Source organism: Achromobacter veterisilvae (assembly GCF_900496975.1).
Lineage (GTDB): Bacteria > Pseudomonadota > Gammaproteobacteria > Burkholderiales > Burkholderiaceae_B > Achromobacter > Achromobacter veterisilvae.
Genome location: NZ_UFQC01000012.1, coordinates 84,326 through 104,716 on the forward strand (window position 1 = coordinate 84,326; position 20,391 = coordinate 104,716).

General features: G+C 68.1%; 16 protein-coding genes. 9 read left to right on the forward strand and 7 right to left on the reverse strand.

Translation table 11 applies throughout. The annotated features are described in order from the left end of the window. Positions 1-10: 10 nt before the first annotated feature. Complete coding sequence (locus AVE30378_RS13290; RefSeq protein WP_129241344.1) at positions 11-1,996, reverse strand: C1 family peptidase; 1,986 nt, start codon at positions 1,994-1,996, stop codon at positions 11-13. 501 nt (positions 1,997-2,497) lie between these two features. On the opposite strand from AVE30378_RS13290, the gene AVE30378_RS13295 reads away from it, so the two are divergent. Genes AVE30378_RS13295 through AVE30378_RS13325 form a run of 7 tightly spaced genes read left to right on the forward strand, consistent with a single transcriptional unit; the run spans position 2,498 to position 10,981 of the window. Next, positions 2,498-3,937 (forward strand): M81 family metallopeptidase, encoded by a 1,440-nt coding sequence (locus AVE30378_RS13295; RefSeq protein ID WP_129241345.1) that lies wholly within the window; start codon positions 2,498-2,500, stop codon positions 3,935-3,937. Between the two features lie 57 nt (positions 3,938-3,994). Next, positions 3,995-5,575, forward strand: a complete 1,581-nt coding sequence (locus AVE30378_RS13300) for an ABC transporter substrate-binding protein (protein ID WP_129241346.1) — start codon at positions 3,995-3,997, stop codon at positions 5,573-5,575. Between the two features lie 34 nt (positions 5,576-5,609). Next, positions 5,610-6,545 (forward strand): ABC transporter permease, encoded by a 936-nt coding sequence (locus AVE30378_RS13305; RefSeq protein ID WP_129241347.1) that lies wholly within the window; start codon positions 5,610-5,612, stop codon positions 6,543-6,545. A gap of 19 nt (positions 6,546-6,564) precedes the next feature. Beyond that, positions 6,565-7,467, forward strand: a complete 903-nt coding sequence (locus AVE30378_RS13310; protein ID WP_208742388.1) for an ABC transporter permease — start codon at positions 6,565-6,567, stop codon at positions 7,465-7,467. A gap of 9 nt (positions 7,468-7,476) precedes the next feature. Next, entirely contained in the window at positions 7,477-8,532 is a 1,056-nt protein-coding gene (locus AVE30378_RS13315) for an ABC transporter ATP-binding protein (RefSeq protein WP_129241348.1), read from the forward strand. Beyond that, positions 8,529-9,542 (forward strand): ABC transporter ATP-binding protein, encoded by a 1,014-nt coding sequence (locus AVE30378_RS13320; protein ID WP_129241349.1) that lies wholly within the window; start codon positions 8,529-8,531, stop codon positions 9,540-9,542. The genes AVE30378_RS13315 and AVE30378_RS13320 overlap by 4 nt, the downstream gene beginning before the upstream one ends. Beyond that, positions 9,539-10,981, forward strand: coding sequence for an amidase (locus AVE30378_RS13325; RefSeq protein WP_129241350.1), 1,443 nt, complete (start codon positions 9,539-9,541; stop codon positions 10,979-10,981). The genes AVE30378_RS13320 and AVE30378_RS13325 overlap by 4 nt, the downstream gene beginning before the upstream one ends. Here the strand turns inward: AVE30378_RS13325 and dkgB are convergent. Further along, entirely contained in the window at positions 10,947-11,750 is an 804-nt protein-coding gene (dkgB, locus tag AVE30378_RS13330) for a 2,5-didehydrogluconate reductase DkgB (protein ID WP_129241351.1), read from the reverse strand. The genes AVE30378_RS13325 and dkgB overlap by 35 nt on opposite strands. A 121-nt stretch (positions 11,751-11,871) precedes the next feature. Between dkgB and AVE30378_RS13335 the strand changes: the two genes are divergently transcribed. Together AVE30378_RS13335 and AVE30378_RS13340 are read left to right on the forward strand one after the other, a co-directional pair. Further along, entirely contained in the window at positions 11,872-12,771 is a 900-nt protein-coding gene (locus tag AVE30378_RS13335) for a LysR family transcriptional regulator (protein ID WP_129241352.1), read from the forward strand. Between the two features lie 15 nt (positions 12,772-12,786). Continuing rightward, entirely contained in the window at positions 12,787-13,446 is a 660-nt protein-coding gene (locus AVE30378_RS13340; RefSeq protein WP_129241353.1) for a hypothetical protein, read from the forward strand. A gap of 176 nt (positions 13,447-13,622) precedes the next feature. Here the strand turns inward: AVE30378_RS13340 and lhpI are convergent, their stop codons facing one another. From lhpI to AVE30378_RS13365, 5 genes are all read right to left on the reverse strand, one after another. Beyond that, a complete protein-coding gene (gene lhpI / locus AVE30378_RS13345) occupies positions 13,623-14,570 on the reverse strand; it encodes a bifunctional Delta(1)-pyrroline-2-carboxylate/Delta(1)-piperideine-2-carboxylate reductase (protein WP_129241354.1) in 948 nt (315 codons plus the stop codon). Between the two features lie 125 nt (positions 14,571-14,695). After that, the gene (locus AVE30378_RS13350; RefSeq protein ID WP_129241456.1) at positions 14,696-15,628 is read right to left on the reverse strand and encodes an N-carbamoyl-D-amino-acid hydrolase; all 933 of its coding nucleotides are present in this window, start codon (positions 15,626-15,628) and stop codon (positions 14,696-14,698) included. Positions 15,629-15,937: 309 nt separating this feature from the next. After that, positions 15,938-16,243, reverse strand: a complete 306-nt coding sequence (locus tag AVE30378_RS13355) for an iron transporter (RefSeq protein WP_129241355.1) — start codon at positions 16,241-16,243, stop codon at positions 15,938-15,940. Next, on the reverse strand, positions 16,240-17,868 hold the full coding sequence (locus tag AVE30378_RS13360) for a PepSY-associated TM helix domain-containing protein (protein WP_129241356.1): 1,629 nt from the start codon (positions 17,866-17,868) through the stop codon (positions 16,240-16,242). Before AVE30378_RS13360 ends, AVE30378_RS13355 begins: the two co-directional genes overlap by 4 nt. Before the next feature lie 56 nt (positions 17,869-17,924). Further along, positions 17,925-20,336, reverse strand: a complete 2,412-nt coding sequence (locus AVE30378_RS13365) for a TonB-dependent siderophore receptor (protein WP_129241357.1) — start codon at positions 20,334-20,336, stop codon at positions 17,925-17,927. Between the last annotated feature and the right edge of the window lie 55 nt (positions 20,337-20,391).

Sequence of the window (20,391 nt, forward strand, 5' to 3'; positions counted from 1 at the left end):
CGCGGCCCGTTCACCGCTTGATGAACGCGATGACCTGCTGCTGGGTGCCCTCGTCGTTGTCGAAGCCGCCATGCGTGCTCGAGGCGACGGGCGGCGGCCCGGCTCCGGGCGGCCGGCTGCCGGCCGGAGAGACGTGCACCGCGTCGCAGGGAATGCCGGCATCGCGGAAATACCGTTCCATGCCGAGCAGCGGCGTGGTGGTGCCGCCTTCGAAGGACTCGCTCACCAGGTAGAGCAGCGAGCGCCGATACGGGCCGCAGGTGGGGTCGTCTTCCTCGGCGCGATCCGACAGGTGGAATTGCTGGTAGCGCTTCACCCCCGTCTTCAGGCTGGGCACGACCAGCTTGCGGAACGCATCCACCGTCACCGCCGGCGCCATCAGGCTCAGCGATTCGAGTTTGCCGCCATCGGCCGCGAGCCGGTGCACGAAGTGGCTGGCGACGATGGCGCCCGCCGAATGGCCCACGATGTGCAGGCGGACGCGGCCCTGGCTGACGTGCGATTTGAAGTGTTTGTACAGCATGATCATCGCGGCCTCGTCCTGCGCGCCGCCCTTGGGGATCGGCTCGCTCATGGCCTGGGCATTCTGCTTCATTTCCCCCCAGATGACCGTGCCGGGCCGCGCCAGCCAGCGTTCCAGGCGCTGGTTCCACCAGCGCTCAAGGCGCTCGCCGAGGCCGCCCGTGGTCCTGGGCACGTTGTTGGCGGCGTCCTGGATGATGTTCTTCACCGTGGTGATGAAGTCGGTTTCCCACATCAGGAACACCGGAAAGATCTGTTTCTCGTAAAGCAGGGGAATCCATTCGGCGGCGGCCTGCGCCGCATCTTCTTCCCCGACCAGCCCGCCGTGCGCATAGACGCACACGTCCATCGGCCTGTCCTTCAAGGCCCACTTTTCGCGCGCGGCCTCCATGTGCACGTCCACGATGGCGCGGAGGTCGTCGGGCGTCGTCCTGAAGGCGCCGCTGTTGCTGAGTTTTCCGTTGTTGCCCACGTTGACGATGAACGGCGAGATCTCGCGGTTGCGCAGGACCGTGCCTGCCGCCAGCGTGACTTTCTTCCCGTCCGTGCGCAGACTGATGCTGTTGGAGATCTTCTCGTGTTCGTGGGTGACGACGCCCAACTGGACCACCCAGCAGTCCATGGCGTTGCGCATCCAGTCGTCGTAGGTCAGCACGGCCATGCCGTGCGTGCCCCATTCCTCGCCCCAGGAGTTCTGGATCAGGAAGCCGTCCTGGGTGTAGCCCACGATGACGAAGGCGTGGCCGTCCATGGCGGATTCCCGGTCGTTGGACGGGATGATCCAGAAAGGCTGCTCGACGGGCGTGGCGGCCGCCGTGCGCGGCGTGACGCCGTGGCCGGCGTCCCATCCCGAATGGCATCCGGCGCTGGCATACAGGATGCCGACCTCGTTGAGCGCGGCGTGCATTTCGACGATGCTGCGCGTGTCGATGCGGTAGTAGGCGCCCAGCGGCCGCTTGACCGCGTCCAGCCACCAGTCGTCGGCCGTCTCGCTGGCCGCGGCGGGCATTTCCAGGCCGGGAAACAGGGCCTGCGCGCAGGCGCCGTGCTTGAACCAGCCCTTGAGCGCGCCGCGCAGGCTAGATCCGTTGTCGTCGACGGATCCCGGGAATTCGTCGTAGCGCCGGGCCATGGAATACAGCATGAACGGAGAGATGGCGGGCCGCGGCTCGCGTTCGGACCTGCGCAGCAGGTATTCCACCACGGTCGACAAGGCGAAGCCGGTGCACGCGGAAGTTTCCTCCTGGTGCTTCACCGTCAATCCCATCGCGGGGATCATTTCCGTCTTAGGCGTGACGGAGATGTTGGGACGGAAGGCGATGTCGCGCGCATCGAAGGCATCGGGCTTCGCCGAGCGCCGGAACGGAAGCGCCGGCGGGAGTTCGCGGGGCTTGCGCGGGCGCGGCGTCCTGCGCGCGGCGGCCTTGGCGGCGGGTTTCCGGGCGGCACGCCCCGCTTGCTTGGTGGCTGCCATTGGCGGCCTCCCCTTGTTGTCGGCCCTGTTCGAGGCCGGTGTTATCGGCAAGACGACATGGCGACGACGCCGATGGCGCGCGTTGCTGGGAGAGATATATAGGCGGAGCCTGGCCGGATCGCCAGTATCCGAAAGCACGAATCCTTGAATCGATACCGGTACATTTTCACTACCCGCGCGGGTCCGCCCGGGGGCGGCCGCGGCGGCGCGGCGCCTATTCCGCGCCCTATCGTTTTCCCCTAACGAGCGGCGGATTTACGCGCTTTTCAGTGCAATCCGGCCCGGAAAGGCGCACGCCATAACCTTGGGTTATCCATACGCGCACGTTAGCTATTTGTGCCGCGCTGGTGTGCCGCCGATGATCCGCGTTACGGAACGCAATGCCCGCTCCACAAGGCGGCGATGACGGATATCCGGTTCATACAAGGGGAAGAATATGTCGTCGTACTGGAACGCCGCGCGCGCCGCGGCGCATGCTCCAGCCTGTCCGGGAGCGCGGCCATGAAGATCTTCAGCGCCGGCCTGGGCACGGAAACCAACACTTTCGCACCCATGCCCACCAGCCTCGCGGCCTTCCAGGAGCGCGATTACTACCCGGCGGGCAAGCATCCGGATACGGTGACCTTCGCCGGCGCGCCGTTGTACGTGGCGCGCCAGCGCGCACGCGAAGCCGGCTGGACGCTGGCCGAAGGCCTCGTCACCTCCGCCCAGCCGGGCGGCATCACCACCCGCGCCGCCTACGAGACGCTGCGCGACCAGATCCTGGCCGACCTGCGCGCGGCGATGCCGGTGGACATGGTGCTGCTGGGCCTGCACGGGGCGATGGTGGCCGACGGCTACGACGACTGCGAAGGCGACATCCTGCGCCGCGTGCGCGAGATCGTGGGCCCCGGCGTGGTGGTCGGCGCGGAACTGGACCCGCACGCGCACCTTACCCCGCTGATGGTGGAACAGGCCACCGTGCTGGTGCTGTTCAAGGAATATCCGCACACCGACATCCGCGAGCGCGCCGAGGACCTGCTGGCGCTGTGCCTGGATGCGCAGGCGGGCCGCAGCCGGCCGGTGGCGGCGCTGGTGGACTGCGAGATGATCGTGCCTATGCACACCACGCGCGAACCGGCGCGCGGCTTCGTCGGCCGCATGAAGGAACTGGAAGGCCGCGACGGCATCCTGTCGATTTCGGCGGCGCAGGGCTTCGCCACCGGCGACGTGCCGGAGATGGGCACCAAGGTGCTGGTCTACGCCGACGGCGACGCCGGCCGCGCGCAGGCGCTGGCCCGCCGGCTGGCCGACGAACTCATCGCGGTGCGCGAACAACTGATGGTGCCGTACCGCAGCGTGGACCAGGCGCTGGACGAAGCGCTGGCGTTCGGCGAGGGTCCGGTGGTGCTGGCCGACCGGCCGGACAACCCCGGCAGCGGCGCGCCGGGCGACGCCACGTTCGTGCTGCGTCGCATGCTGGAACGCGGCGTCACGAACGCGGCGCTGGGCCCGCTGTGGGATCCGGTGGCGGCGCGCATCGCGTTCGACGCCGGCCCGGGCGCCGTGCTGGATCTGCGCATCGGCGGCAAGGTCGGCCCGCTGTCCGGCGATCCGGTGGACCTGCGCTGCACGGTCAAGGCCGTCAAGGCGGACATGGTGATGACGGGCCTGTCGGGCGCGCCGGCGCCGATGGGCGATTGCGTCCTGGTCGAGGCCCAGGGCATCGAGATCGCGCTCGTCTCGGTGCGCAACCAGGCCATCAACGTGGACCTCTTCACGCAACTGGGCTGCGATCTGGCCGCCAAGCGGATCGTGGTGGTCAAGTCCGCCCAGCACTTCCACGCCTCGTTCTCGACGGTCGCCCGCCACATCATCTATGTCGGCGGAAAGGGCGTCGCGACGCCCGACTGGAAGACGCTCACGTACCGCAACATCCGGCTGCCCAAGTGGCCGCTCTAAGACCCTGCCGGCGCGCGGACGCCGGCGACTCCACAAACAAGATGGGAGCCTAGCGCGATGAAAAAACGCCTGCTTTGCCTGTTCTCGACGGCCACGCTCGGCCTGGCCTTCACCTTCGGCGCCGCGCCGGCGCACGCCCAGGCCAAGACCCTGCGGATCGTGCCGCACGCCGACCTGAAGGTGCTGGACCCGACCTTCACCACCGCCTACATCACGCGCAATTTCGGCTACATGGTGTATGACACGCTGTTCGCGATGGACTCGCACAGCAAGCCGCAGCCGCAGATGGTGGAGAAGTACGAGGCCAGCGACGACAAGAAGACCTGGACCTTCACGCTGCTGCCCGGCCTGAAGTTCAGCGACGGCCAGCCGCTGACCACCGCCGACGTGATCGCGTCGCTGGAGCGCTGGTCGGCCCGCGACAACATCGGCCAGGCGATCACCCGCGCCGGCGGCAAGTGGGAGGCGCTGGACGACAGCCGCTTCAAGCTGACGCTGGATCAGCCGTTCGACCTGGTGCTGGACGGCCTGGCGAAGGTGTCGAGCTATCCGGCCTTCATCCTGCCCAAGCGCCTGGCGTCCCAGCCGGCCAACCGTCCGCTGACCGAGGTCGTCGGTTCGGGCCCCTATGTCTTCAAGCGCGACGAATGGGTGCCCGGCAGCAAGATCGTGTTCGAACAGAACCCGAACTACATCGGCCCCAAGGCCCAGGCCGACGGCCTGGCGGGCGACAAGAAGCCGCACATCCCGCGGGTGGAGTGGCGGGTGCTGCCGGATTCCAACAGCGCTACGGCCGCGCTGACCAACGGCGAGGTCGACATGATCGAGCAGGCGCCGGCGGACTACATCGACGCCCTGCGCGGGAACAAGAACGTCAAGATCGGCGTGATGGAGCGCGCCCAGGGCTACATCATCCTGAACCAGTCCATGCCGCCCTTCGACAATCCGAAGGCGCGCCAGGCCGTCGCGCACCTGGTCGACCAGGACAAGTACACCGCCGCCATGGGCTACCCCGACGACCTGCGCATGAAGTACTGCGCCACGGTCTTCATCTGCGGCGGCCCCAACGATACCGACGCCGGCGCGGCGCCCTATGCCAAGCCCGATCCGGCGCTGGCCAAGAAGAAGCTGGCCGAAGCCGGCTACAAGGGCGAGAAGGTCGTGATCCTGCTGCCGACGGACCTGGCCTACCTGAATTCCGCCACCCTGGTCGCCATCCAGGGGCTGCAGGACATCGGCGTGAACCTCGACATCCAGTCGATGGACTGGGCCACGCTGACCGCCCGCCGCGCCCGCAAGGAACCGATAGACAAGGGCGGCTGGAACATCTTCCTGTCTGCCGCCTCCGAGTTCAACGTCGATTCGCCCATCAGCAACACCTACCTGGGCGCGGTGTGCGGCAACAGCCTGCCGGGCTGGCCGTGCGACAAGAAGCTGGACGAATTGCGCGCGCAGTGGATCGCCGCCACCAGTTCGGACGAGCGCAAGCGCGTCCTGGACGCGTTCCAGGAACGGGTCTACGAAGTGTTCCCGGTGATCTCCGTGGGCCAGTATTCGCGGGCTTTCGCTTCGCACAACAGCCTGAAGAACGCGGACAAGATCTGGAGCCTGCCGAACCTCTGGGTGCTGGACAAGTAGTCCGCCGCCGGCCTCACCCAATCGCGAGACAACTATGGGTTACATCATTCGGCGGGTGCTTGCCATCGTGCCTGTCATGGCGGTGGTGGCGGTGATCGTCTTCCTGCTGATCCACCTGTCGCCCGGGGACCCGGCGGCGCTCATCGCCGGGGACTTCGCCTCCGCCGACGACATCGCCCAGTTGCGCGTCGCGCTGGGCCTGGACGAACCGCTGTGGCGGCAGTTCGGGCTGTGGGCGGGCAAACTGCTGCAAGGCGACCTGGGCACGTCGATCTTCACGCATGTGCCGGTGACGCAGTTGCTGGCGCAGCGCGTGGAGCCCACGCTGTCGATCGCGTCGCTCACCATGCTGGTGTCGATCCTGGTGGCGGTGCCGCTGGGCGTATTGGCCGCCTATCGGGCCGGCACCTGGATCGACCGCCTGGTCATGCTGTTCGCGGTGCTGGCGTTTTCGCTACCGGTGTTCCTGGTCGGCTATCTGCTCATCTACGGTTTCGCGATCAAGCTGCAATGGCTGCCGGTGCAGGGCTACGTCAGCCTGTCCAGCGGCGTCGGCCCCTGGCTGCGCAACCTGACCCTGCCGTGCATCAACCTGGCGCTGGTGTACATCGCCCTGATCACGCGCATGACGCGCGCCACGGTGGTGGACGTGCTGCACGAGGACTACATCCGCACGGCGCGCGCCAAGGGCCTGGCGGTGCTGCCCGTGCTGGAGCATGCGCTGCGCAACGCCGCGATACCCATCGCCACGACGGTGGGCGTGGGCATCGCGCTCCTGATCGGCGGCGTGGTGGTGACCGAGACGGTGTTCGCGATCCCCGGCATCGGCCGGCTGGTCATCGACGCCGTCCAGCACCACGACTATCCGGTGATCCAGAGCGTGCTGCTGATATCGGCCGGCACTTACGTGCTGATCAACCTGCTGATCGACCTCAGCTACCGGCTGTTCGATCCGCGCATCCGTTACTGAGCCGCCGCAGGGAAGAATCATGTCCGACAGTTCGATGTCCACCAACGTATCCGGCGCGCCCATCGTGCTGCACGAGGCGCTTACCGCCAGCGGGCGCCGCTGGCGCTGGATGCGCAAGCACCCCACCCTGATCCTCGGCCTGGCGCTGCTGCTGATCGTGGCGGGCCTGGCGATCGCGGCGCCCTGGATCGCCACGCACAACCCCATCAGCATCAATCCGCTGCAGCGGCTGAAGCCGCCGTCGGCCGATCACTACTTCGGCACCGACGCGCTGGGCCGGGACGTATTCAGCCGCGTGGTCTGGGGCGGCCGCGTTTCGCTGGTCGTCGCCATCGTGGTGGCGCTGATCGCCAGCCTGCTGGGCGTGGTGCTGGGCCTGATGGCGGGCTTCGTCCGCTGGGCGGATGCGGTCATCATGCGCGTCATGGACGGCATGATGGCGATCCCCGACATCCTCCTCGCGATCGCCCTGATGGCGGTGATCCGCGCCAGCCTCACCACGGTGATCATCGCGATTGCGATCCCGCAGGTGCCGCGCGTGGTGCGGCTGGTGCGGTCGCTGGCGCTGACGCTGCGCGAGCAGTTGTACGTGGAGGCGGCCCACGCCGTGGGTACGCGCCTGCCGGTGATCCTGCGCCGGCACGTGCTGCCCAACATGGTGACGCCGCTGGTCGTGCAGGCCACGTTCATCGCGGCCACCGCGGTGCTGACCGAGGCCGTGCTGTCCTTCCTGGGCGTCGGCGTGCCGGCCCAGGTGCCTAGCTGGGGCAACATGATGGCCGACGCCCGCAACTACGTGGCGGTGGCGTTCTATACCATCCTGTATCCCGGCATCCTGCTGGCCGTGACCGTGCTGGCGATCAACCTGATGGGCGACGGCCTGCGCGATGCGCTGGACCCGCGCCTGACCAATCAACGCTAGGAGGACGCCATGGCCTTGTCTCCCGCCGTCGCCCCTGGCGACGTGCTGCTCGAAGTCGACAACCTGCGCACTTACTTCGATACCGTGTCGGGCACCGTGCGTTCGGTGGACGGCGTGTCCTACCAGGTGCGCGCCGGCCGCACGCTGGGCGTGGTGGGCGAATCCGGTTGCGGCAAGAGCGTCACCGCGCTGTCGATCCTGCGGCTGGTGCCCACGCCGCCCGGCCGCTACGCCGGCGGCCAGATCCGCTACCGCGGCACCGACCTGCTGGGCCTGACCGAAAAACAGATGCGCCAGATCCGGGGCAACCGGATATCGATGATCTTCCAGGAGCCCATGACCTCGCTGAACCCGGTGCTGACGGTGGGCCGCCAGATCGCCGAGACGGTGATGCTGCACCAGAAGCTGGGGCGCCGCGACGCCTACCGCCGCGCCGAGGAAATGCTGCGCCTGGTGCAGATCGCCGAGCCGGAGCGGCGCGTGCACGAATACCCCTACCAGTTGTCGGGCGGGATGCGGCAACGCGTGATGATCGCGCTGGCCCTGGCCTGCAACCCCGAGGTGCTGATCGCCGACGAGCCGACGACCGCGCTGGACGTGACCATCCAGGCGCAGATCGTGGACCTGCTGCGCAGCCTGCAACAGAGCCTGGGCATGGGCATCGTGCTGATCACGCATGACCTGGGCGTGGTCGCGGAATGCTGCGACCGCGTGGCGGTGATGTATGCCGGCCGCAAGGTCGAGGAGGCGCCGGTGACCGAACTGTTCGACCGGCCTTTGCATCCGTATACGCGGGCGCTGATGGCTTCGATGCCGTCGATGAACGCGTCGACGCAGCGGCTGGCCGAGATCCCCGGCATGGTGCCCGCGCCCAGCGAGCTGGGCAAGGGCTGTAGCTTCGCCCCGCGCTGCGCCTTCGCCACCGAGCGTTGCCGCGCCGAGGCGCCGGAGCTGGCCGGACATGGCGGCGACCACGTGGTTGCCTGTCACGAAGCGGCGCGCGTCGCCGCGCAGCCCGGCCCCAACGCGGCGGCCGGCGCCGCCCTGACTGGAGTCCAAGCATGAGCGCCCGCACCGAGTCCGCCTCCGCCCCGGCGGCCACGCCCTTGCTGGATGTCCGCGACCTGAAGATGCACTATCCCGGCGCGGGCGGCTGGTTCAAGCCGCGGGGCAAGGTCATCCAGGCCGTGGACGGCGTGTCGTTCTCCGTGGCGAAGGGCGAAACCCTGGCGCTGGTCGGCGAGTCCGGCTGCGGCAAGACCACCACCGGCAAGTCGGTGCTGCGGCTGATCCAGCCGACTTCGGGATCGGTGCGGCTGGAAGGCGAAGAGATCCTGGCGCTGACGCCCGAGCAGATGCGCAGCCGCCGGCGCGACATGCAGATCATCTTTCAGGATCCGTACGCGTCGCTGAACCCGCGCATGACGGCGGGCGACATTGTCGGAGAGCCGCTGCGGAACTTTCCGGGCCCGGGCGGCCGGTCCCGCCCGGACGAGATCGCATGGCTGTTCGGCAAGGTCGGCCTGCGTCCGGAGGCGATGAAGAAGTTTCCGCATGAGTTTTCCGGCGGGCAGCGGCAGCGCCTGGGCATCGCGCGCGCGCTGGCCCTGCGGCCCAAGCTGATCGTCTGCGACGAGCCGGTATCCGCCCTGGACGTGTCGGTGCAGGCGCAGGTGATCAACCTGCTGATGGACCTGCAGCAGGAAATGGGCATTGCGTACCTGTTCGTCGCGCACGACCTGGCCGTGGTGCGGCACATCAGCCATCGCGTGGCCGTGATGTACCTGGGCCGCATCGTCGAAGTGGCCGACCGGGACGCGCTGTTCTCGCGGCCGCTGCACCCCTATACCGAGATCCTGCTTTCGGCGGTGCCGGTGCCGGATCCGCACAAGCCCGCGCAGCGCAAGCTGCTTCAGGGCGATCCCCCCAGTCCGGCGAATCCGCCCAGCGGCTGCCGGTTCCACACGCGCTGTCCGCTGGCGCAAGCCGTTTGCCGCGAGAAGCAGCCCGCGCTGACGGAGAGGCCCGGAACCTCGGATGCCGGACAGCACTGGGTGGCGTGTCACTTCCGATGAGCCGGCCGCGCCTGCTGGCGGGTCCGCTGCCGGGAGGGGATCCGGTCTTCGGCCGGCCGATAGCCGACCTGCGGGCCGCCATGGCGGCGGGCAGCCTGAGTGCCGTGGACCTGGTGCGCGGCTACCTGGCGCGCATCGCCGCCCATGACCGGGCGGGGCCGGCGCTGAATGCGGTGCTGGCGCTGAACGAGCAGGCGCTCGACGAAGCGGCCCGGCGCGATGCGGAAAGGCAGCGGGGCGCCGCGCTCGGCCCCTTGCACGGCATTCCCATCCTTTTCAAGGACAATATCGATACGGCCGGCATGCTGACCACGGCGGGTTCGCTCGCCCTGGCGAGCCGGCGGCCGCCGCAGGATGCCGAGGTCGTGCGGCGCCTGCGCGAGGCCGGCGCCGTCGTGCTGGGCAAGACCACGCTGCACGAATTGGCCTGCGGCATCACCAACGTATCGTCGCTTTCCGGCCGCACGCGCAATGCGTACGACGCCGCGCGCGTGCCGGGCGGATCCAGCGGCGGCAGCGCCGTCGCCGTGGCCTCGGGTTTCGCCGCCGCGGCGGTCGGCAGCGACACCAGCGGGTCCATACGCATTCCCGCCGCGTTCAACCAGGTGCTGGGGCTGCGCCCCACCGCCGGCCGGTGCAGCACGGCCGGGGTGGTGCCGCTGTCGCCCTCGCTGGACACCGTGGGGCCGATGGCGCGCACCATCGACGACCTGGCGCGGCTCTGGTCGGCCATGGCGGATCCGGAGCGGGCGCCGGCCGACGGACGCCGGCCGGGTGACGGCTGGAGGGTCGGCGAGCTGGCCGCCCTCTTCGGCGCGGCGCCTGGCGAAGCGGACGTCAGCGCCCATGCGCGCGCGGTGCTTGGACGGTGGGGCGGCGCGGACGCCAGCGTGCTGCCCGTGGACATGGCGCTGGACGATGCGCGCCTGATCGACGCCAACGTCACGGCGTACGAATTCCGCGACGCGCTGGAAGCGTGCCTGCGCGGCGCCGGGCTGGCGGTCCGCAGCCTGGCCGATATCCTGGACGGCGGCTATCCCCATCCCGAGGTGCAGGCGATATTGCGCCAGCGCGAAGCGCTGCGCGATCCGGACGGCAGCGGGCGCCGGGCCGCGCTGGAGCGCGCCGGCGGACTGCGCGCCGAAGTGCTGAACGCCATGGCGGCGGCCGGCCTGGACGTGCTGGCCTATCCCAGCGCGCGCCGCGGGCCCGCGCTGCTGGGCGATCCGCAAGGCGGCGGCAACGGCCTGCTGGCCGCCGTGACCGGCCTGCCGGCCCTGAGCGTGCCGGCCGGGTTCACCAAGGCCGGCGTCCCCGTGGGCCTGGAACTGCTCGGCCCGCCGGGCAGCGAAGCCCTGCTGCTGCGGGCGGGCGCGAGCCTGTTGCGGGCGGTGCAGCCGGAAATCAATCCCAGGCCGCGGCCAGGCCTTCCGGGCTGACTTCGCGGCCGTTGCGTTCCAGGGTCGCGATCTCCGCCATGTCGCTTTCCGTCAGGCGCAGTTGGCGCGCAAGCAGATTGCTGGCCAGGTTTTCGCGCCGGGTCGACGATGGGATCACCGCGTAGCCCAGTTGGAGCGCCCAGGCCAGGGCGACCTGGGCGGGCGTCGCGTCGTGGCGCTGCGCGATCCGGCCGATGACCGGGTCCTTCAGCACCTTGCCATAGGCCAGCGTCATGTACGACGTGACCGGGATGCCCTGTTCCTTCAGGAAGGCGGTGAGCGCGGCGTTCTGCAGATAGGGGCTGAGCTCGATCTGGTTGGTCGCGATCTGGTCCCTGCCCACCGCGGCGATGGCCGCCCGGGTTTCGGCGATGGGGAAATTGGAAATGCCGATCTGGCGGGTCAGGCCTTGCGCCTTGGCCTCGGCCAGCGCCGTCATGGTTTCCTCGACCGGAACGCCGTTGCCCGGCGCGGGCCAGTGGATCAGGGTCAGGTCGACGTAGTCGGTGCGCAGCCTGGCCAGGCTGTCCTTCAGGCTGGGGGCGAGCTTGTCGCGGGCGTAGTGGGGGACCCAGATCTTGGTCGTGACGAACAGGTCGCCGCGCGGCACGCCGGATTCGGCGATCGCCTGGCCGACCTCGGCTTCGTTTTCGTAGATCTGGGCGGTGTCGATGGCGCGGTAGCCCACGTCCAGCGCGTTGCGCACCGAATCGACGGCGGCCTGGCCCTGCAGGCGGAAAGTGCCGACACCGAAAGCGGGAATGCTCATGCAAAACTCCTGAATGTTCGCGTAACCGGGCGGAAGCGCCCGGGAATGCGTTCAGTGTGCCCGTCCGATACTTGCAGAAAAAGTCCGATATCAGAGAAATACTTTTGATATAAATGCAAATATGAAGACGACGCTCGACGAAATGCAGGTCTTTATCGCCGTCGTGGACAGCGGTTCGATCACCGCCGCCGCGCAGGTGCTGGGCCAGACCATCTCCGCCGCCAGCCGGACCATGAGCCGGCTGGAGGAAAAATTGCAGACCACGCTGATGCGCCGGACCACCCGCCGGCTGGCGCTGACCGAGGAAGGCCGCGCCTACCTGGAGCAGGCCCGCAAGATCGTGGCGGCCGTGGAGGAGGCCGAGGAACTGATGAGCCTGCGCCGCAACCAGCCGGCGGGGCTGCTGCGGGTGGACGCGGCGTCGCCGTTCATGCTGCACGTGGTGGTCCCGTTGGTGCCGGGCTATTGCCGGCGGTATCCGCAGGTGGAGCTGGAACTCAACAGCAATGAGGGCAATATCGACCTGCTGGAGCGGCGCACGGACCTGGCCATCCGCATCGGGCGGCTGAAGGATTCGTCGCTGCACGCGGTGCCGCTGGGCAGCAGCAGGGTGCGCGTGCTGGCCAGCCCCGAATACCTGGCCAGGCAAGGCACGCCCAAGAGCGTGGCGGACCTGGCCTCGCATACCCTGCTGGGCTTCAGTCAACTGGAATCGCTGAACGAATGGCCGCTGCTGGACGCCGCCGGCCAGCCGCTGCGCGTCGCGCCGGCCCTGCGGTCGTTCAGCGGCGAGACCTTGCGGCAACTGGCGCTGAACGGCGCGGGCATCGTCTGCCTGTCCGACTTCATGACGCGCGGCGACCGCAAGGCAGGCGCCTTGCGGCAATTGTTCGTCAAGCAGACACTGGAGGTCAGGCAACCCATCAACGCCGTGTATTACCGCAACACGGCGGTTTCCTCCCGCATCAAGTCCTTCATCGACTACATGGCCGAGGCGCTGGGGCCGCGCGGGTTCGAATAGCAGGAGTCACGTCGCATGCGCAATCTGGATTTCTCTTCCTGGCAAGGCCTGCTCTCGACGCTGCTGGGGCTGGCGCTGATCACGCTGATCGGCGTCGGCATCCGGCTGCTGGTCATGCAGACGATACAGCAGCGCCGCGCGCGCGAGAACCGGCAGATCAACGAACGGCTGCGCACGCTGATCGCGGCGTACAAGACGCTGGGCGGATCGTTCACGGGCAATCTGGCGGTGGACCCCCGCCATCTGCGCGACGTGAAGCGGCAGGCGGCCGAGGAAGGGCAGGCCGGCGACGACGCCGATCCCGACCGGCCCAGCGGCGAACGCGCGCGCCGCATGCGCGACGCGGCGGAAGCGGCGCTGTCCGACGTCATCCTGCTGGGCACCGAAGACCAGGTGCGGCTGGCGGCCGCGGCGGCGGCCGATCTGGTGGCGGGGCGTCCGGTGCATACCGCCGAACTGGTGGTGTCGCTGCGCGACTTCATCCGCCAGGTGCTGGACCTGGAGCCGGTTCCCGCGCAATTGCAGATTCCCAGGCAAGGCCCTGCCCGGCCGTCCTCGACGGCGCGCGGCAAGGGAGGCGGCGGCGCGAAAGCGGGCGGAGGCGGTGGAGAAGGCGGCGCCGGTGGCGGCGGCATGATGATGGGCCTGAACCCGGACCCCGACCGGCATTCGTAGGATGGGTGGAGCGCGAGAATTCTTAAGCAAGAACTCAGGTATCCAGCGCGCGAAACCCATGCGGCCGTGGGCAGACAATGCCCGGCATCGGCCGGAAAACAGACTATTGCCGCCGCATGGGTTTCGCGCGTTGAAGAGCGGGGTTCTCGTGGAGAGGATCTCGCGCTCCACCCATCCTACGCATCTGCTTGCCCGCCCACCGATTCGTACACCAGCGTGGCCAGCGTCAGGTCTTCCAGCGCGCTGCCCACCGCCTTGAATACCGTGATTTCCCGATCGTCGCGCCGGCCCGGGCGTTCGCCTGTGGTCAACTGGTGCAGGTCGCCCTGGATGGCTTCGCGCGTCAGCACGCCGGCCTCGAAGGCCGACAGCAGGTCGCCGGACTTGGTGGGCGCCTCGTCGGTGTCCACGTAGACGGTGGTGCCGTCGAAGCAGGCCGTATCGGTTTCGCGCATGTCGGGCGTGAAGCTGCCGATCAGGTCCAGGTGCACTCCGGGGCGCAGCCAGGCGCCGCGGATCAGCGGAACCGTGGACAGCGTGGCGCAGCTTATGATGTCGGCCTGGCGCGCGGCGCCTTCCAGGTCCTCGGTGGCCTGGGCATCGAAACCTTGTGCGCGCAATTGTTCGGCCAGCCGTCCGGCGCCGGCCGGGCGGACGTTCCAGACCAGCACGCGCCGGATGGGCCGCACGGCGCGCATGGCCTGGGCCACCAGGCCGGCGATGCGGCCGGACCCCACGATCAACAGCGTGCCGGCGTCGGCGCGGGCCAGGTAGTCCGCGCCCAGCGCGGCCGCGCCCGCCGTGCGGTAGGCCGTGACGACGTCGCCGTCCACCTGCGCGATCGGCACGCCGGTCGTGGCGCTGTACAGGTTGTATGTGGCGTGCAGGCCCGGCAGGCCCTGGTGCGTGTTCTCGGGAAAGATGTTGATGATCTTCACGCCGAAATAGCCACGCTCGCTCCAGGCCGGCATGATCAGCGCGGTGCCGCGGGCGTTGCCCGACTGGATGGCGTGGACGTGGCGCGCCGGCACCGTGGCGCCGTCGCGGAAGGCGTCCCGCAGGGCGGGAATGACGGCGTCGAAGGTCAGGGCGTCGCGGGTCTGTTCTGTGTCGATGAGTCGCATGGGATCCGGGGCGGTCGGGCTGTGGACTGAAGGCAGTCTAGCAGCACGGCCGGCGCGGCGCCGCGGCCGGGCGCGCCGCCCGCCCTGATCCTGTCCGCGACGGCCCGGGCAATCATCGGCCGAGCCTAGTCGATTTCGGGCACCGGTAGCGGGTCGCCGGCGCCGGTGCGTTCGACGATCAGCCTGTAGTGCCGCGGGCTGCGGTGCTTGGCGAAGTTGAAAACGTGGTCGCGGAACGCCTGGCCCATGGCCAGGTCGATGCGCGCCGTGATCACTTCGTCTTCCTCGCCGCTGGAACGCGCCACGATCTCGCCCGACGGCGCGACGATCATCGAACTGCCGATCATGTGGTGGCCGTCTTCGTGGCCGCACTTGGCCGCGGCGCCGACCCACACCGCGTTCTGGTAGGCGCTGGCCTGCAGCACGATCTCGTGCGTCGTGGTCCGCAGGTGCGCGGGTTCGTTCCAATGGATATTCAGGGACGGCGTGTTGTAGCCCAGCACGATCAGTTCGGCGCTTTGCAGCGACATCACGCGATAGGTCTCGGGCCAGCGGCGGTCGTTGCACAGGCACATGCCGATCTTGACGTCGTCGGTTTCCCAGACGCCGAAACCCAGGTCGCCGACTTCGAAGAATTTCTTCTCCAGGTGCTGGAACGGCGCGCCGACCTTGTGGTCCGAATGGCCGGGCAGGTGGATCTTGCGGTACTTGCCGATGATCTTCGCGCTGCGGTCCACCAGGATCGCCGTGTTGAATTGCCGGCCCTCGGGCGTCAGTTCGGCATAGCCCAGGTAGAAGCCGATACCGAGTTCGCGCGCCGTGTCGAACAGCGGCTGCACATCGGCGTTGGGCATGCTTTTTTCGAAGTAGCGCTCGACCGCCTCGGCGTCCTCCATCCAGTAGCGCGGGAAGAAGGTGGTCAACGCCAGCTCGGGGAACACCACGAACTCCGCCTTGCGGGCGGCGGCCTCGCGCATCATCTCGACCAGGCGGCGGACGACCGCCGCGCGCGAGTCGGCGAGGTTCACGGCGCCCATCTGGGCGACCGCCAGGCCCATTTTGCGGGAGGGGGTTGCATTGCTCACGGTGTAAATCTCCAGGTCTTCTTATCGCTGTGGGTCGAGCGCCGCGCGCGGCGCCCGGCGGAAGACGCAAGCATGCATGGGGACGCGCAAATGCGAAACCGGGGTTCGGCCTCGCGCAGCCCACGGGACCGCGCGCGGGAATCTGCGCTAAGGCCCTGATTCGACGGACCTATTTGGACGGGCAGGGCAAGCCGTCCAGGCGCCATGCATAACGCGGGATCATGGGGGCTGCGCAAAGTTTTATATCGGGTTTTCCCGCGGCGGCGGAGGTGGCGCCGGCCATTATGGCCCGCTCCCGGCCGCCGGCAGCAGCCAGGCACACGCCAGCGCAATGGCGGCCGTTGGCGGCGCTATCGCCAGCCAGGCACGAACGGCCGTCCTGACGCTGAAGACCGCGATCACCGCCAGCGTGTACCAGACGAACCCCAGCATGCTCGACGCCAGCACCGCCTGCGCGCGCGGCAGGGGCAGCAGCAAGGCCACCAGAACGATCGTCGCGCTGGTCAACCCATAGCCGCCCACCGCCGCCGCCACCACGCGGGAGGCCACTTGCAGCCGGTATGTCAGGGAAAGTGCGCGCTTGCTCATGTGCGCGGCGCCGGACGGGGGGCGGCGGGAACGCCGGCCGCGCGCCACTTGTTCTTGAGCTTGAGCGCCACGCCGGCGAAGAGGGCGGCCAGGCCGAACATCGCCAGATCGAACCCGGCCAGCGCCCAGTCGCCTTGCGCCATCGTCCTGGCCAAGTGCTTGTCGGTGGTCAGCGCATTGAGCAGCGGGATCGCGCCATAGGCCACAGCGGCGAGCGACAGCAGTTCCAGCCAGGCCCGTTTGACCGGCCGCCCGCAGGCATACAGCAACGCCCAGCCCCAAACCAGAAACAGGCTGTGCACTTCCCATTCCGCGCGTTCGTGTAGCGCGAGGGGCAAAAGGCGATTGGCCCAGAAGTAGGCGGCCAGCCCCAGCGGCAGGCCGACCAGGGTGCCCGCGTTGAGCCCCTCCACCAGGCGCAGCCCGAGGGCGTTGGCGCGCGCCGTGAAAGAGCCGGCGTCCGCCGACCGAGTCCGGTGCTGCTGGCGGCGCTTCACCGTCCAGAGCACCAGCCCCGTGCCGATCACGGCGCAGCCGAGCAGGCCGGAAATGAAATACAGCCAGCGCAACCACCAATTGGCGAACAGGCCTTCATGCAGCGCGAAGAGCGTGCTGCGCACCCGCGTGGTCGTGTCGTCGGCCGGACGCGCCAAGGGCGTGCCGTCGAGGGCACTGAGCCGCAGCACCGGCCGCTCGACGTGAAGGCCCGATGCGTTCGCCCGGCGCACGTCGACGTAGGGGGTGGCGTTGCGGGGATGGACCATCTGGAGGGACGCTACCCGGCCGTCCCACTCCGCCTCGAGCCGCGCGACCAGCGCCGGCAACGGCACCCGGGGCGCCGACACCGGCAGGTCGTCGCGCGCGGGGCCGCGCAATTCCTGGACGTACGCCTGGCGCTGGGCTGGCGTATCGCCGTACAGCGCATCGCGCGCAGCCGGCAAATAGGTGATGGCGAAAAAGACCAGCCCCGTATAGGTGATCATCAGGAAAAAAGGCAGCGACATGACGCTGACGACGTTATGGGCGTCGAGCCAGGAGCGCTGTCCTTTGCCGGGCCTGAACGTGAAGAAGTCGGTGAAGATCCGCTTGTGCGTGATGACGCCTGTCACGACCGCCAGCAGCATCAGCATCGTACAGATGCCGACCAGTTTGATGCCGGTCTCGTAGGACAGGTAGTGCAGAAGATAGTGCATGCGGTAGAGCACCGCGCCGCCGCCGGTGGCGCGGGCTTGCAGCGCGGGCAGCGGCGCGCCGCTGCCCGGGTCGAGCTCCTCTCGCAGACGGCGGCCGCGGTCCTGCCCGGGTGCCGGCAAGGTTTCCCAGGCGATCGCCAGCCCTTGCTCGCCGCGCGGCTCCCGCGAACGATGCGGCAAGGTCACGGTCCAGGATCGGGCTTGAGGCGCCACGGCCTGAAGCCGCGCCAGCGCCAGCCCGATCATCGTGGACGTGTCGCCATGCTCGCGCTGGACCGCGGCATAGGGCAGCTCGGGCCGCATCCAACGCGTGATTTCATCGTCGACGTAACCGGCGGTTCCGGTGACGAAGACGAAAAACAGCACCCATCCGGTCGTCAGCCCGGTCCACGTGTGCAACCAGGCCATGCACTGGCGAAACGATTCTTTCATGTCCCGCGCTCACGCAAAGGGACATGCCGCGGCGGCCGGCCGCCGCGGCATGCCGTTCAGAACTGATAACGCATGTTGACGCTGAAGTTGCGCGGCGCGCCCCAGGTGTATTGCACCCGGCCGAAGTCGCGCATGCCGGACATGTATTTCTTGTCTAGCAGGTTGTTGACGTTGGCGCCGATCATCAACTGCTTGTTGACCTGATAGCGCGCCATCAGATCCACCAGCCAGAACGAAGACTGTTCCAGCGGCCCCGCCACGGCCTTGCTCTGCCAGCGCGCAGCGGCGCCGACCGTGAGGTTCTGCAGCGCGCCCGGCATCCGGTAGCTGCTCGCCAGCTTGAATTGATACTTGGGAACCGTGTCCGAGGTGCTCAGGCTGCTGCTGTTCATGACGTAGCTGCCCTGCACCTGCCAGCCCGCGGCAAGCTCGCCGGACATTTCCAGTTCGTAGCCACGGCGCATGACGCCCGATACCGCCCGGTAAATGGCCTCGCCGTCCGGACGGACCTCGCCCGTTTCCTCCGCGGTATTGTCCGTCTTCATCCAGAAGCGCGCGATGCTGACGTTCAGGCGATTGTCGAAGAACTCGCCCTTGGCGCCCACCTCATACGTGATGCCCTCTTCGGGATCGATCGTGTTGCCCTGCTCGTCCCGCGCGTTCTGCGCGTTGAAGATGGAGGAATAGCTGCCGTAGACGGACAAATTTTTGGTCACGTCGACCACCAGACCGCCATAGGGGGTGATGACGCCGCGCTCTCTCAGATCGTTGTTGCTGTACGCATAGGGTGTGTAGTCGAACTGGTCGTAGTCGGTGATACGCACGCCGCCGATCAGCTTCACCGGATCGGCCAGGCTGAACAGGCCCGCGGCATACACGGAGCGGCGCTTGGAGCTGAAGTAGCTGTGGTTGTTCATCGGAACGGCATCGAGATCGATCTTGGGAATGGCTCCGCCGCCTTCCGAGTAGTCCAGTCCCAGGTTGGTGCGGCGAGCGTTGCCGCTATACGAGTCGGTGGTGGTGCGGTAAGAGTCCGCCCCAAAACGCAACTCATGGGTGCGGCCAAAAAGTTCGAAGGGCCCCTGCACTTCAAGCGCCACGCTGGTGTTGCGATTGTCGTAGTCCCGGCTCCACGAGTAGTCCACCACTTCCGGCACCGCCGTGAACCATATGCCCAGCCCGCCGCGCGGGTTCTCGGTCCTGTCGTAACTGCCCTTGAGTGTCGCGACCCAGCCATTGGCGAACTTGTGCTGGAGGCTGGAGAACACCGTGTTCGACTCCTGTTCGTAGCCGGACCATGGGGCCCCCACGTTGAACGAACGGGGCTGCATGCCGAGGAATTCCCCCGAGGCGGTATACGCCTGGATCATGGACGTGCTGCCCGCGCCCCAGAACTCGCGGCGGCGATGGGTGAAGCCCACGTTGAACAGCGTGTTCGCCGTGATGTCCATATCGACGGTGGCGAACAGCGTCTGGCTGTTGGTCTTCACGTCGTCGATGAAGCTTCGGCCGTCGGTCGCCGCGGCGACCAGGCGCCCGCGTATCGATCCGCTCTCGTTGAGCGGCCCGCCCAGGTCGACGTCGGCCCGGTAGTTGTCCCAGCTCGCCGCGGCCGCGCCGACGCTGGCCTGGAACTCGGCCGTCGGCCGCTTGCGGATCATGTTGACGATGCCGCCATACGATCCGTCGCCGGACATCAGGCCGGACGAACCCTTGAGCACCTCGATGCGGTCTATGTCGACCATGTCGTTCAGCGAAAACTGCGTCTGCGAATTCGCGAACCAGCCGTTCGCCTTCTGGCGCATGCCGTCGACCTGCATGTTCACCGCGGAGCCGCGCACCGTGAAGTTGAACGCATCGCCCTGGCGATCGACCGCCACGCCCGGCGTCTGCTGCAGCACGTCGGACAGCGTGTAGAGGTTGAAGTCGTCCATGCGCTGGCGCGTCATCACCGTGACGGACTGCGGCGTCTCCCGCAACGAAAGATCGAAGCCCGTCGCCGTGCGGCTGGGGCCCACGGCCGTGTAGGCGCCCGTGCCTTCGGTGGCCGGGTTGAACGAGCCGGTCACCTCGACTGGCGCAAGGGTGGTGGCTCCGCCCGCGCGCCGCAGATTGATGGTGTTTCCGTTGCGGGAATATTCGATGCCCGTGCCTTCGATGAGCCGGCGCAACGCCTCCTCGGGCGCCATCGTCCCGCTGATCGCCGGCGCCTGGATGCCGCGCACCAGGTCCGAGGTGTAGATGAATTGCAGCGACGTCTGCTGGCCGAGCTGCAGCAAGGCGTCGCCAAGCGAACGCTGTTGAATATCGATCGCTTTGGCCGTCTCCTGCGCGCGCACGGCGGCGGGAGCCGCCGTCAGCGTCAGCGCAAGAGCGACGGCCAGCGTGGAGAGCGTGGCGGTAACGGCATGGGACGCATGGCGCTTGTCATCCCATCGGTGGGCCGAGAAAGGGGTCCGGTCGATCACAAATTTTCCTGGTTGCTATGTCAAGCGCGCGCGACGCCTCATCCCTTTGGCCAAA

Coding starts and splice junctions, on each gene's coding strand:
- AVE30378_RS13340 (WP_129241353.1), top strand. CDS start 12,787: ATGCGCAATCTGGATTTCTCTTCCTGGCAAGGCCTGCTCTCGACGCTG.
- lhpI (WP_129241354.1), bottom strand. CDS start 14,570: ATGCGACTCATCGACACAGAACAGACCCGCGACGCCCTGACCTTCGAC.
- AVE30378_RS13305 (WP_129241347.1), top strand. CDS start 5,610: ATGGGTTACATCATTCGGCGGGTGCTTGCCATCGTGCCTGTCATGGCG.
- AVE30378_RS13325 (WP_129241350.1), top strand. CDS start 9,539: ATGAGCCGGCCGCGCCTGCTGGCGGGTCCGCTGCCGGGAGGGGATCCG.
- AVE30378_RS13320 (WP_129241349.1), top strand. CDS start 8,529: ATGAGCGCCCGCACCGAGTCCGCCTCCGCCCCGGCGGCCACGCCCTTG.
- AVE30378_RS13290 (WP_129241344.1), bottom strand. CDS start 1,996: ATGGCAGCCACCAAGCAAGCGGGGCGTGCCGCCCGGAAACCCGCCGCC.
- AVE30378_RS13350 (WP_129241456.1), bottom strand. CDS start 15,628: ATGGGCCTGGCGGTCGCCCAGATGGGCGCCGTGAACCTCGCCGACTCG.
- AVE30378_RS13315 (WP_129241348.1), top strand. CDS start 7,477: ATGGCCTTGTCTCCCGCCGTCGCCCCTGGCGACGTGCTGCTCGAAGTC.
- AVE30378_RS13335 (WP_129241352.1), top strand. CDS start 11,872: ATGAAGACGACGCTCGACGAAATGCAGGTCTTTATCGCCGTCGTGGAC.
- AVE30378_RS13300 (WP_129241346.1), top strand. CDS start 3,995: ATGAAAAAACGCCTGCTTTGCCTGTTCTCGACGGCCACGCTCGGCCTG.
- AVE30378_RS13355 (WP_129241355.1), bottom strand. CDS start 16,243: ATGAGCAAGCGCGCACTTTCCCTGACATACCGGCTGCAAGTGGCCTCC.
- AVE30378_RS13310 (WP_208742388.1), top strand. CDS start 6,565: ATGTCCGACAGTTCGATGTCCACCAACGTATCCGGCGCGCCCATCGTG.
- dkgB (WP_129241351.1), bottom strand. CDS start 11,750: ATGAGCATTCCCGCTTTCGGTGTCGGCACTTTCCGCCTGCAGGGCCAG.
- AVE30378_RS13295 (WP_129241345.1), top strand. CDS start 2,498: ATGAAGATCTTCAGCGCCGGCCTGGGCACGGAAACCAACACTTTCGCA.
- AVE30378_RS13360 (WP_129241356.1), bottom strand. CDS start 17,868: ATGAAAGAATCGTTTCGCCAGTGCATGGCCTGGTTGCACACGTGGACC.